The 12,402-nt window shown below is 45.2% G+C and carries 11 protein-coding genes; 4 read left to right on the forward strand and 7 right to left on the reverse strand.

Features of this window, described 5'->3' with window-relative positions; translation table 11 throughout:
* Positions 1–246: 246 nt before the first annotated feature.
* Together JGK36_RS09305 and JGK36_RS09310 are read right to left on the reverse strand one after the other, a co-directional pair.
* Positions 247–720: a TspO/MBR family protein gene (locus JGK36_RS09305; protein WP_293175689.1), complete on the reverse strand. Its 474-nt coding sequence runs from the start codon at positions 718–720 to the stop codon at positions 247–249.
* A gap of 366 nt (positions 721–1,086) precedes the next feature.
* Positions 1,087–1,668: a hypothetical protein gene (locus tag JGK36_RS09310; protein ID WP_293175687.1), complete on the reverse strand. Its 582-nt coding sequence runs from the start codon at positions 1,666–1,668 to the stop codon at positions 1,087–1,089.
* A 352-nt stretch (positions 1,669–2,020) separates the two neighbouring features.
* Here JGK36_RS09310 and JGK36_RS09315 point away from each other — a divergent pair, with 352 nt between their 5' ends.
* Positions 2,021–2,335 (forward strand): zinc ribbon domain-containing protein, encoded by a 315-nt coding sequence (locus JGK36_RS09315; RefSeq protein WP_293175685.1) that lies wholly within the window; start codon positions 2,021–2,023, stop codon positions 2,333–2,335.
* A 190-nt stretch (positions 2,336–2,525) separates the two neighbouring features.
* Here the strand turns inward: JGK36_RS09315 and JGK36_RS09320 are convergent, their stop codons facing one another.
* Positions 2,526–3,380 (reverse strand): DUF1232 domain-containing protein, encoded by an 855-nt coding sequence (locus JGK36_RS09320; RefSeq protein WP_293175683.1) that lies wholly within the window; start codon positions 3,378–3,380, stop codon positions 2,526–2,528.
* 111 nt (positions 3,381–3,491) lie between these two features.
* Between JGK36_RS09320 and JGK36_RS09325 the strand changes: the two genes are divergently transcribed.
* Complete coding sequence (locus JGK36_RS09325) at positions 3,492–4,319, forward strand: SDR family oxidoreductase (RefSeq protein WP_293175681.1); 828 nt, start codon at positions 3,492–3,494, stop codon at positions 4,317–4,319.
* A gap of 200 nt (positions 4,320–4,519) precedes the next feature.
* Here JGK36_RS09325 and JGK36_RS09330 read toward each other — a convergent pair whose 3' ends face one another.
* From JGK36_RS09330 to lysS, 4 genes are all read right to left on the reverse strand, one after another.
* On the reverse strand, positions 4,520–5,128 hold the full coding sequence (locus JGK36_RS09330; protein ID WP_293197524.1) for a Uma2 family endonuclease: 609 nt from the start codon (positions 5,126–5,128) through the stop codon (positions 4,520–4,522).
* Between the two features lie 150 nt (positions 5,129–5,278).
* Entirely contained in the window at positions 5,279–6,040 is a 762-nt protein-coding gene (locus tag JGK36_RS09335) for a DUF4184 family protein (RefSeq protein ID WP_293175677.1), read from the reverse strand.
* Between the two features lie 68 nt (positions 6,041–6,108).
* Positions 6,109–7,371, reverse strand: coding sequence for a SufS family cysteine desulfurase (locus JGK36_RS09340; protein ID WP_293175675.1), 1,263 nt, complete (start codon positions 7,369–7,371; stop codon positions 6,109–6,111).
* A 430-nt stretch (positions 7,372–7,801) separates the two neighbouring features.
* Complete coding sequence (gene lysS, locus JGK36_RS09345; RefSeq protein WP_293197525.1) at positions 7,802–9,355, reverse strand: lysine--tRNA ligase; 1,554 nt, start codon at positions 9,353–9,355, stop codon at positions 7,802–7,804.
* Between the two features lie 473 nt (positions 9,356–9,828).
* Between lysS and JGK36_RS09350 the strand changes: the two genes are divergently transcribed.
* Both JGK36_RS09350 and tkt read left to right on the forward strand, forming a co-directional pair.
* Positions 9,829–10,035 carry a hypothetical protein gene (locus JGK36_RS09350; protein ID WP_293175671.1) on the forward strand — a complete coding sequence of 69 codons (207 nt, stop codon included), beginning with the start codon at positions 9,829–9,831 and terminating at the stop codon, positions 10,033–10,035.
* A 50-nt stretch (positions 10,036–10,085) separates the two neighbouring features.
* Positions 10,086–12,101, forward strand: coding sequence for a transketolase (tkt, locus tag JGK36_RS09355; RefSeq protein ID WP_293175669.1), 2,016 nt, complete (start codon positions 10,086–10,088; stop codon positions 12,099–12,101).
* Positions 12,102–12,402: the final 301 nt, after the last annotated feature.

Here is a 12,402-nt window from a genome sequence, read left to right on the forward strand (position 1 = left end):
GTCATTACAAAGCGTATCTATAGCTTCTAAGAATGGTGAATTTATCTCAAAATATACTCACCACTAGCGAAGAGTGTTCAATAAGATGCGTTCCCCCTGACCAGGGAGCTTCAACAGTTATAAGACAACCCTCAGTGTGAGATTGTCGATTGAATATAAAAATTGTTGATGGCGACACACCCTAAAAATCTTTCCCTTTTCCCTTTTCCCTTTTCCTTCTTCCGACTTCCCTCGGACTTCTATCAATTAAACATCCGCCGGATTGAGGTGCATCATCGCCCAAGTCGTGTAAGTGCCGATCGGACTCCAGAGTATGTAAGGCAGCAATAACAAGGTCGCTGATTCAGAAGCAGCCAACACGCTCAAAGCTAGCAGCACGCTTAAAATTGCGCCAGTTCCGCCGATTATCGTACCGACTTTGAGGCTCCTAACTTTGCACATAACCGACGTATAAGACATAGTTACTATTTCTAAAAGCAGGTACAAACCCATTCTCAACCAAGTCTCCTGAGTTCCCGGTGCTTGCTCCCAAACAATCACTGCTGACCAAGCTCCACAAATAAAAATTACTGTCCAAATTATAGGAATTGCTGCTTCAATTTTTAGCCATCTCGGACGCACTAATCGGTTGAACCATTGGATGTCACTGGTCGAAATTCTGTTAATCGCCAAAGCTACTATCAAGACGACTGCTCCAATTACCATCCATGATTTAATCATTTCTCTACCTTTAGCTAGATTAACTGTTTCAATTAAACCTATATTTTAGGTAATTCCGAGGCAAAGCACATCTCTCTCCAGTCTTAAATTGATAATTGCAAGGTAAATTAGGCTGTTCAACAGTTGACAGTTGACAGTTGACAGTTGACAGTTGGAGAGCGACCTCTACCTATAAGTCCTAGGAATGAAACAGTGAATAATTTTGTTTTATTTCTCCCTCGAAGGAGGAGGCTCTAAACCCATTCTTCTTGGTTAAAAACAGCAAGTTTATTGCCTTCACAATCCCGGAAACATAACCTAATTATGTAGGGTGCGCGACGCGCACCTTACCGCGACAAGTAGCGCTTAGCCTTGCAAATCAATCCGCTAGCCGAGCCGGTGATGGTGTTCTAATTCTAAACTAGAGTCATCATCTTTTCTGGGAACCAGAAGCGTATTTTCACTGCTCGGTTGCAACACAGCTTTAATTACTTGGAGAAAACGGTTGGGTTTTTTAGTTTGGCCGTTGAGTGTGCGACGATCTTTAACTTTTTGAGAAAGGTGTCGCATCACAGATAAATCGAGTTCATCGATGAAATGATCTGCTATACGTTCTCCCATTAAATCAATAGCTTCTGAATACTGATCTGTCAGCATTTCTATGGCATCGTATGCTTCATCAGCAACTTGACTTGCTACTGTTTTATTTTGATCCCCTGATGTCTGAGAATGGCTGCGGCGCCGGTCTAAAAGACTTTGATACTCAGCAACACTCATTCCCAAATTGTAGAGGTGATGGTGAGCGTGATCCATCAAATCTACTTCACTAGGATAGAAGAAACCGCGAGTGCTGTTGATGCCGTGCAGTTTTGCCCAACGCCGCAGAATAGTCTCATCTTGTAGTTGGTATCGCTCCAACATTTGAGCTGTATTCAGCTCCACTTCTGGCGTAACTTTGAAATCGCTCATCGGTAAATCCTCACTGGTGAATAGATGAATACACTTGAAACTTAAAATCAGTAGTTTGGGCGCAGTCTGAAATGACGATAAATCCTTTGACGGCATTCAGAGAAGTCTTGGGGGCATTTGCTAGCCGTCGATCGAGTCAGAGGATTTCAGGGTAGCGTAGTATTGGGCTTGGTCTCGATCGCATTCGGGAGCAACTGCACAGGGTTAATAATATAGCTGATTTGCTGTTTCAACAACCATTAAAAATAGTAAACTTTGCTTTTTTGGCTTGAATTGTTAGTAATTTTGAGTTATAATACTCACTGTTACCGTGCAATTAGTAATTTTAGTAGTTGCAAGCGAGATTCTTAGTATGCCTGTATACGATTATTTTTGTCCCACAAACAACCAGCAGTTAGAAGTTTCGCACAGCATGAACCTGGAAGTTTCGACTTGGGCCCAACTATGCGAGTTGGCTAAGTGCGAACTTGGGGATACTCCTGGAGATACTCCGGTACGCCGAATGCTGAGCGCTCCGAGGTTGATGAAGCCGACATCCGACACTGATTACAAAAATCAGGGCTTCAGCAAGTATGTGAAGCGAGATGAAGGGGTTTATGAAAATGTCACGGCTAAAGATGGTGAAAGCCGTATTATCAATCGAGAAGGTAAGCCGCTGAAAGACTGAGAATCCACAATCACTAAGTTCGTAGTGAGGACTTCAGTCCTTCTTAAAAGTTCGTAGTCAGGACTTCAGTCCTTCTTAAAAGTTCGTAGTGAGGACTTCAGTCCTTCTTAAAAGTTCGTAGTGAGGACTTCAGTCCTTCTTAATTTTTAAGTTTAGCAGGACTAAAGTCCTTACTACAAACCTGATAAGATTATTTACCAAACCAATCACTCATTTTCTGCTGTGCTTGTGCTTTAGTTTCAGCATTAATGTATACTGAAACAGTCGCTATCGCCGCCAGCAACACCCCCAAATCATCTGTAAATCCGACACCGACTAATATATCTGGAATCGCATCAACCGGAGATATAAAATAGGTCAAAGCTCCCACAACAACGGTTTTAGCCCAAGCCGGTACGTTGGGATTTTGAGCAGTGTAATAAAGCGTCAAAGCTTTTTCAACTACTTCTCGGCCAGCGCTTAAAGCAAATTTTTTAAGTTTTGCCCAAAAACTTTCATCGGAATAATCTGGTTGCGGATTGCTGAGGTTTATGGTGGTTCTTTTGGGGTCGATTAAATCGAGAGGAATGCCCTTATTTTTGAGCTGGGAAACGGCAGTATTAAATGATGCTGATGCTTGATTTTTTTTGGGCGCAGCCTCCTGTATTTGTTTCATGTCTGCGATGAATTCTTGCATGGCTTGAATTTGCAAATCGGAAACTGCGAGCATTTTTTTCGCGGATTGAATCGCCTCGCTTTCTGTGGGATGCAGGGTATTATTTGCCAAAGCAATGCCGATCAAAAAATACATGACTCCCAAGCGCAGCGGTTCTTTTGACTGACTGAGAGTTTGCAAACAGTCGCCCAGAGATGGTGGAGTCGCTGTGTAGGATTGGATTTGAGCCTTGGCTGAATCCGAAAACTTGTCTAAATTTATGGTTTTAAACAACAAATTTAGTTCGTCAATATCAACAGAACCGTCGGCGGCTGCGATCGCAAATAAAGAACCGTAAAAAGCTAAAAGTTCGGTTTCTGAAGATGTAGCAAAAATATCTTGTTCGGACATGATGCAACTGGGATCGCTCGCGACGATCTCGATCGTACCACAAACCTGACCTCGAATCTTCGCAAAAACCGGCAATAATCTTAGAGGCTAGGACAAAATGGAGAATTTTTGATGAAAGTTGCGATCGTCGGGTGCGGCTATGTGGGTACTGCGACAGCCCGACATTTACGCGGTAAATCTGATTGTACCGTGACGGCGACAACTACGACGGCGAGCCGAGTTAGTGAATTGGAGGGTGTCGCCCAGCGGGTAGTTGTGCTTAAGGGAAATGATGCAGGTGCGATCGCGAGTTTACTGCAAGACCAAGATGCTGTTATGCTGTGCGTCGGTGCTCGAAATGCTGATGCTTATCGAGAAAGTTACTTAGAAACTGTGACAACTTTGGTATCAGTTTTACAGCAGATACCGACAGTCAAGCAGGTGATTTATACGGGTACTTATTCTGTGTACGGCGACTGTCAAGGTAAACTGGTAAACGAAGAATCGCCCGTCGCACCAGCCAATCCCAACGGTGAAATTCTCGCCGAAACCGAACGAGTTTTATTAGCAGCATCGAATCCAAACCTGCAAGTTTGCATTCTCCGTTTGGGTGGCATTTACGGGCCCGGGCGAGAATTAGTTAAAATCTTTGGACGTTGGGCTGGGACAACTCGTCCGGGCGCCGGGGAAGATGCGACAAATTGGGTGCATCGAGATGATATTGTTGGGGGATTGACCTTTGCATTGGACAATCGATTGCAGGGGATTTACAATTTAGTCGGGGATGTGTCGCTATCTAGTCGCGAATTAGTCGATCGCATTTTTGAAACTCACAATCTACCGAAAGCTACTTGGGATACATCTGTGAGCAGCGTGCGGCCTTATAATGCGAGGGTATCGAATCAAAAAATTAAGGCGGCTGGCTATCAGTTTATCCATCCTGAAATTAGTGAGTTTTAATTATCTGAATTTAGATCGTGTCCGCCGTTATAAAGTTCGTAGTGAGGACTTTAGTCCTCATAGTTTAAAGAGGACTAAAGTCCTTACTACAAACCTATTTTATCGTGCTACTGACTGCGGACACGATCTTGCCAACTCGCCACAATAAAAGCCATTTTGTCCGTAATTTATGATGCTATATTTTCCCTTTAACCCAAGTCCTAAAAGATTTCAGCAAAGCAATTTCCCCCATCGTTTGAGTGCGAGTGAAAAACCCAGCCATTTCTGCTGCTGATACAAAGGGAAAAGCAAATACTAAAGTCGCGCTCAATATATTCTGTTTCTACTAACTGATAAAATTTCAAAACTCGCCCGTTATATAGCCAGAGTTCCGGGACTCCAAGTGCTGAGTAAATGGCAAACTTATTAATTGAACTGCTGGTAATATCTATTTCAATGGCTAAATCAGGCGGTGGGGCAGTTTCTAAATCCAGTTCTTGCGTGTCTCTGACTGCTGCTTCATTTTGGATATAATAGCAGCTATCTGGTTCTATGCCTTTTTTGGTATTTTTAAGTTTGAGAGTAGTTGAGCCCACACTTTTAATTTCAATGTCGAGTTCTTCTGCCAAAATGAAAATGAAACGATGAAATTGAAGTTTATAACTTTCATGAAGGTATGAAGGAGTCATGATTTCTAGCATACCCTCATCGTAAGCTATGCGATAACCTCGCTTATCGCCTATTTCTTTGAGCAAGGTTTCAAAGGTTCGCCAGCTAATATTTTCTAGAAGTCTTCTCTGTTCGGCTAAACTTGAAGTGGTAGCAATCATCTCAAAATCTCCTTGAGCTGAGAAAACTCTGGTTTTATTGTAGCACGGGCAAAGTTAGTTCCCAAAAAGCGTTCTTTTTTGAGCCGCGGATGCACGCGAATGAACGCGGATACTGGAAGGGAATTGAGAATTATCTTTTTTACCCAATTCTTAGTTTAATTGCTGAAAACCTTTGAGCTTCCAGAATGTAGCTGAGTATAAAAAACAACCGATAAATAGCCCGGAAATAGAACCAATAACAGCTCTAACAACTATCCCCGAAAAACTTCCATCCTCGGCTAGGTGTAATTTTACGGCAATTGCTGCGAAGATACCAGATGTGAGCAAAATGCAGCCAGTTGCTAATAATTTCCAGGAAATAGGTAGCGTTTCTTGCTTTTGGCGAGGTTGAGTGTTGAGTAACCATACTAAAAACCAAATCGACAAACCGCAGAGCCCGAATATGCCACTTCCATATTGAAGTAATTTGTAAAGTGGTAGAGACACAATCTTAGATTGCAGCAGAGGAAAGTTGACGACAAACCATCCTGTGGAATGAGTAAAATCATCCCAAACAATATGACTGATGCCACCGATCGCGATCGATGCTATAATGATTAAAAATCTAGATAATGGAAAGAACGAGTATCGTCTGATTGGTGGTAGTCTATCGGCTACCTGTGAGGGAGCAAGTGCCAGCAGCGGATGCTTGAAAAACAAATGAAACACTAGCAACATAACCAGGGAACAGGGTATACCTTCAACGAACACTCCTGGTAAACTGTGTCCAATGCTTCTGACTGGTTTTAGGGCGATAAAATATTGCAAATCGGGTATCATTGTCCCAATTGCGATCGCTAACAAATCCAATTTTCGTTTAGATAGCAACCAGATGGGCGCGGCTGCGATCGGATGTGCAATTGTAAAAGGCATTCTGCTAAACTGAATCCTTACAAAAAAACTTTGGTAACTGAGGTGGGCAAATACCCACCCCACAAAGCTTACCCCATCATCTCACCAAAAAAGTCGATCGTCTCTTTCAAGGCTTTGACAAACACATCAATCTCCTCATGGGTATTGTAAAAATACACACTCGCCCGTGCAGTAGATGAAATGTTCAAATAGCGGTGCAAAGCTTGCGTGCAGTGATGCCCGGAACGAATCGCGACCCCCTCCGCATCCAACATGGTGGACAAGTCTTGAGGGTGAAGTTCTCCGGCGCTAAATGATGCTAGCGCTGCCCTACCTTCGCCGTTGCTGTCTGGTTGTGGCCCGTAGATTTTGATCTCGGGAATTTGCCGCAACTGTTGGAAGAGATAAGCCGTCAAGTCGGCTTCGCAAGCGTGAATCCGATCCATGCCTATGTTACTAAGATAGTCGATCGCAGCACCAAGGGCGATCGCCTCACCGATTGCCGGAGTCCCCGCCTCAAACTTGTGCGGCAAATCAGCATAGGTGGAATATTCGAGAAACACATCAGCAATCATCTCGCCGCCGCCGAAAAACGGAGGCATTTCTCTCAGCAAGTTTAGTTTACCGTACAGAAAACCGATACCAGTCGGAGCGCACATTTTGTGGCCGGAAGCAACCAGCCAATCGCAATCCATTGCTTGCACGTCTACTACCATGTGCGGCACGCTTTGGCAAGCATCAATTAAAACTTTGGCGCCGAAACTGTGGGCAATTTTGCATATTTCTTTGACTGGATTGATGCAGCCTAAAGTATTGGAAACGTGAACCACAGATACCAACTTAGTTTTGTGGGAAACCAGCGTTTTAAACTGTTCCAAATCAAACTCGTAAGTTGCAGTCAACTCTACAAACTTTAACACCGCACCAGTTTTTTGAGCAATCATTTGCCAGGGAACGAGATTGCTGTGGTGTTCCATCACCGACAGGATAATTTCATCTCCCGCTTGCAGATTGCTTAAACCCCAAGAATAAGCAACTAAATTAATTGCTTCCGTGGCGTTGCGAGTGTAAACAATTTCTTGTCGCGATGCTGCATTGATAAATGCTGCAACTTTGTCTCTCGCACCTTCGTAAGCATCAGTTGCTTTGGCGCTGAGAGTGTGGGCGCCGCGGTGGACGTTGGCATTGTATTGTTCGTAGTAATCGCGCCAAGCGTTGAGTACAGCTAGGGGTTTTTGGGAAGTCGCTGCGTTGTCTAAATAAATTAGCGGTTTACCGTTGACTTTTTGCGTCAAAATGGGGAAGTCGGCGCGAACTTTTGAGGCTAGAGTTTTTTCTTGAATAAGTGTCATATTTTCTGAGTTAACAATGAGAAGTTATTTTTTTGCAAGATTAGGGCGCAATTCCATTTTAAACGATTTTTTGCATCAATAGGTACGTTGTTGGGCTTTAGCCCTTTTTATATATGTCTAAAGAGGGCTAAAGCCCAACAACGTACTTTAATTAATTCCGCTTTTTGGCTGCGGACTGAAGTCCGCACTACAAACGAATCTTACTGCGGTTAATTGATCGGACACGGCTTTGAGGGGGAAAAGTCAATTTGGATTTTGGGATTTGAAAATCCAAAAGCCTTTCGAGTCTAACTAGAGCTTTTCTCTAAAAGATGAGGTATGACTGACAGCTTATATAATACACTAAGAGGGCTAAAGCCCAACAACGTACCTCACCTATCTGAGAAGGGCTATAATCTTGATAAATCAAGACACCACCTACAAAATTTGACTAATCTTTCACTGGCCGCATTGTCGGGAACATTACGGCATCTCGGATGCTTTGAGTATTAGTTAAAAGCATCACCAATCTATCTACGCCGATGCCCATTCCCGCACAATTCGGCATTCCCAAAGATAGCGCTTGGATGAAGTCTTCATCCATGGGATGCGCTTCGTCGTCGCCTGCATTTTTCTGCGCTAGCTGTTCTTCAAAGCGCTTTCTTTGCTCTTTCGGATCGTTCAATTCTGAGAATCCATTTGAGTATTCTGTGCCATTAATAAATAGCTCGAAACGTTCGACAAATCCCGGTTTGCTGCGGTGTCCTTTGGCTAAGGGACTGACTTCGACGGGATAGTCGATGATGAATGTCGGTTGAATTAGTTTGGGAACAACTAATTTGTCAAAAACTGCGTACAAGACGTAGCCTAAACTTTGTTGTTCTAACTTTGACAGATGCAGTTCTAGCTTGCTTGCAGAGCCGATCGCACTTTCCAAGTCCAAACTGTCAAAATCCAGCCCAAACTCGTCTCTGACAGCTTCCACCATCGTTTTCACTTGCCAGTGTTTCCCGCTGAAACCGGGATATTTGTCGCTGTAGTCGAACTTGCGCTCTAAACTGATGGTTTCTCCCTGATTTTCAATTTCCACGACATCTCCAAAGACAGCCGCCGCCGCAAAACACATCACATCTTCGACAACTGTTAAAATGTCGAACACATCTGCATAAGCTTGGTAAACTTCTAAGGAGGTAAACTCGGGATTGTGAGTGCTGTCAATACCCTCATTTCTAAAGGCTTTTCCTAGTTCAAATACTCGCTCAAAACCGCCGCAAATAGCTCTTTTTAAGAACAGTTCCGGTGCCACTCGCAAATATAAGTCTACTTCCAAAGCATTGTGGTGCGTCATGAACGGCTTAGCAGCAGCACCGCCGTAAATAGCTTGGAGTGTCGGTGTTTCTATTTCGTAAAAATCTGCTTTCCAGAGATAGGAACGGATACTTTGTACGATGCGGCTACGCACCATGAAACGGTTGAGCGCATCTTGGTTGCTAGCCAAATCCATTTCGCGGTGGCGGCGGCAAACTTCGGGGTCGTTAATGCCGTAATAAGCATCGGGAAATTGGATTGTAGCTTTTGATAAAAGGGTGAATTCCCGCACTAAAATAGAAAGTTCTCCCCGTGGCGTGCGGCAGCCAATACCTTGGACGCCGACAAAATCGCCGATATCAAGCAATTTTTTAATTTGTTCAAAGCTCAAACCGACTTCACCGGTGACGATTGCTTTCTCGATTTTGAGTTGAATTTTGTCTGTGGCGTCTTTTAAATCGATGAAACCAATTTTGCCGCTGTCTCGCTTGGAAATAATCCGGCCTGCTAATCGCAGGGAAATTTCTTCGGGATCGCTTTCTCCGTTGGCGAGTTCTTTTCCCGGCTGACTAAATATTTCGCGAACTTGTTGGGCTGTGTGCGATCGCGCGTAGGATTGGCTAGGATACGGTTCTATGCCTTGCGATCGCAGTTCTTCTACTTTTTGACTGCGGACTTCGGCTTCACTCAGAGTCATTACTTATTGCCTGGTTAAAATTACCAATATCTTACATCTTGCACTATTCTCGTGCTGGCGCTTCGGGCGGGCTCGCCTGCTCACCCCACCAGAAAATTCACTCTTTGTGGGACAAGCATCTTGCCTGTTCCTGACCAAGCTGCAAAATGTGAGAAACACTAGACTTTATCATAACCGCGCAACAGGGATGAATTTTTCAAACAACTAAGATACACTTGCGATCGTCAGGCGTGCCTTAACTGTTGACTAACATCTGCGATCGCAACCGCCACATCCGGCGCAGACGTAAATAATCTCACAAAAAAAAACTAAACTCCTTACAGATAAACGGTTTGATTCCCACTCTCAACTGCCAACTGTCAACTGCCAACTGCCAACTGCCAACTGCCAACTGCCAACTACCAACTGTCAAAGCGGGCGAAACCTTAAAAAATTAAGTTGTCTGTCGATCGCAAGTGGTGAGATGATATGTAGTGCAGCCTCACGGCAGTTCCACAGAAACTGAACAGCAGAGACGCGGGCGATCGAACTCGACTCATCGCACCTCTGCCACAATCGACCACACATATCATGTCCGGTCGATCGATCGTACTATTTGGGTCGGGGCGGGTTTACTAAAACTCTGGTTTTCATTGGGGATTATTGGTGAACCCGCCCCTACAAGAATTACGATCGATTGACCCGATATGATATCACACACACTCTCTCTTAACATATAAAAACCAGAATTATGGCTGTTGCAACTCAATCACTCGAAGAACTCTGCATCAACTCTATCCGCTTTCTCGCCATCGATGCGGTAGAAAAAGCAAAATCAGGACACCCGGGACTGCCGATGGGCGCTGCTCCTATGGCCTTCGTGCTGTGGGATCGGTTTATGCGGTTCAACCCCAAAAACCCCAAGTGGTTCAATCGCGATCGCTTCGTCCTCTCCGCCGGACACGGCTGTATGCTACAGTACGCCCTCATGCACTTGACCGGCTACGATAGCGTCAGCCTCGACGACATCAAGCAATTCCGTCAGTGGGAATCCAAAACCCCCGGACACCCAGAAAACTTTGTCACCGAAGGCGTAGAAGTTACTACAGGCCCTCTGGGACAAGGCATTGCTAACGCCGTCGGTTTGGCAATGGCAGAAGCTCACCTCGCTGCCAAGTTTAACAAGCCCGGTAACACCATTGTTGACCACTACACCTATGTCATCATGGGTGACGGCTGCCACATGGAAGGCATTTCCGGCGAAGCTTGTTCCTTGGCTGGACACCTCGGACTCGGCAAATTAATTGCCCTGTACGATGACAATCACATTTCCATTGAAGGCGACACTAGCTTGGCCTTTACTGAAGATGTCGGCAAGCGTTTTGAAGCTTACAACTGGCACGTTATTACAGTAGACAATACTGCTCTAGACAACGATACTAACCTAGAAGCAGTTCACAAAGCTATTGAAGAAGCGAAAAAAGTCACGGACAAACCGTCCATGATTAAAGTCCGCACCATCATTGGTTACGGTTCTCCCAACAAGCGCAATTCTTACAGTTCTCACGGTGCTGCTTTGGGTACCGATGAAGTGAAAGCAACTCGCGATTTCTTGAAGTGGGAATACGCACCGTTTGAAATTCCTAGCGATGCTTTGTCACACTTCCGCAAAGCAGTTGAACGCGGCGCTCAATCTGAGCAAGAATGGAATCAAGCTTTTGCTGATTATAAAGCAAAATATCCCGCAGAAGCAGCGGAATATGAGCGCACCGTTGCTGGCACACTTCCCGAAGGTTGGGATAAAGTTCTCCCGACTTACAAGCCGGAAGATAAGGCAGATTCCAGCCGGAATCATTCTGGAAAATGTTTGAATGCTTTGGCTGCTGTCCTACCTGAATTGATCGGCGGTTCCGCTGACTTGGCATCTTCTAACATGACTTTGCTCAAGGGTGAAAAAGATTTCCAAAAAGGTCAATACGAAGGACGCAATCTGCGGTTTGGTGTGCGGGAACACGCTATGGGCGCGATCGCCAATGGTATGCTCTTGCACGGTGGCTTAATACCTTACTGCGCCACATTCTTAGTATTTGCCGACTATATGCGCGGCGCAATTCGCCTCTCTGCACTCTCCGAAGCCGGAGTCATCTACGTCATGACTCACGACTCCGTAGCCTTGGGCGAAGACGGCCCCACCCACCAACCAGTCGAAACCATCGCTTCCCTGCGCGCCATCCCCAATTTATTGGTAATGCGCCCAGCCGACGGAAACGAAACATCCGGTGCTTACAAGGTGGCAGTTGAAAGCCCCAAACGCCCCACTTTGATGGCTTTGTCTCGTCAAAACTTGCCCAATTTGGCCGGAAGCTCGATCGAAGGAACAGCCAAAGGCGCTTACATTTTGTCCGACGACGGCGGCACTCCCGACATCATTTTAATCGGCACCGGTGGCGAAACATACCTCTGCGTTGATGCCGCTGAAAAATTGCGCGCCGCAGGCAATAAAGTCCGCGTCGTTTCGATGCCTTGCTGGGAATTGTTCGACTTGCAAGATGCCACTTACCGCGAATCTGTACTACCAAAAGCTGTTACCAAACGGTTAGCAGTTGAAGCAGCTTCTAGCTTCGGTTGGGGACGTTATTTGGGTTCCGAAGGCGACAGCATCAGCATCGACACCTTCGGCGCTTCTGCACCAGGCCCCGTTGCTCTAGAAAAGTTTGGCTACACCGTTGATAATGTCGTAGCTAAGGCTAAAGCGCTGTTGGGTTAATCAATAGCAGCAGCATAATTTTGGATGGGGCGGGCTTGGGGCTCGCCCCTTTTTTTATGGGTGAAGGAAGAAGGAAGACGGAAGAAGGAAGACGGAAGAAGGAAGAAGGAAGACGGAAAAAGATAAAACTTCAACCCGCGGAGGCGGGTTTTGTTTGTGTAGCCGCGAATGACCTTCGCCCGGTCTTCTGTAGATTTTTGAATTTTGAGATAACTTATAAGTTATTGGGTTAAATTTTCCATTCCCCATTACCCATTCCCAATTACCAATTACCAATTCCCAATTCCCAATTCCCGATTCC

Source organism: Microcoleus sp. PH2017_35_SFW_U_B (assembly GCF_020737865.1).
Taxonomy (GTDB): domain Bacteria; phylum Cyanobacteriota; class Cyanobacteriia; order Cyanobacteriales; family Microcoleaceae; genus Microcoleus.

Coding starts and splice junctions, on each gene's coding strand:
- JGK36_RS09305 (WP_293175689.1), bottom strand. CDS start 720: ATGATTAAATCATGGATGGTAATTGGAGCAGTCGTCTTGATAGTAGCT.
- JGK36_RS09310 (WP_293175687.1), bottom strand. CDS start 1,668: ATGAGCGATTTCAAAGTTACGCCAGAAGTGGAGCTGAATACAGCTCAA.
- JGK36_RS09315 (WP_293175685.1), top strand. CDS start 2,021: ATGCCTGTATACGATTATTTTTGTCCCACAAACAACCAGCAGTTAGAA.
- JGK36_RS09320 (WP_293175683.1), bottom strand. CDS start 3,380: ATGTCCGAACAAGATATTTTTGCTACATCTTCAGAAACCGAACTTTTA.
- JGK36_RS09325 (WP_293175681.1), top strand. CDS start 3,492: ATGAAAGTTGCGATCGTCGGGTGCGGCTATGTGGGTACTGCGACAGCC.
- JGK36_RS09330 (WP_293197524.1), bottom strand. CDS start 5,128: ATGATTGCTACCACTTCAAGTTTAGCCGAACAGAGAAGACTTCTAGAA.
- JGK36_RS09335 (WP_293175677.1), bottom strand. CDS start 6,040: ATGCCTTTTACAATTGCACATCCGATCGCAGCCGCGCCCATCTGGTTG.
- JGK36_RS09340 (WP_293175675.1), bottom strand. CDS start 7,371: ATGACACTTATTCAAGAAAAAACTCTAGCCTCAAAAGTTCGCGCCGAC.
- lysS (WP_293197525.1), bottom strand. CDS start 9,355: ATGACTCTGAGTGAAGCCGAAGTCCGCAGTCAAAAAGTAGAAGAACTG.
- tkt (WP_293175669.1), top strand. CDS start 10,086: ATGGCTGTTGCAACTCAATCACTCGAAGAACTCTGCATCAACTCTATC.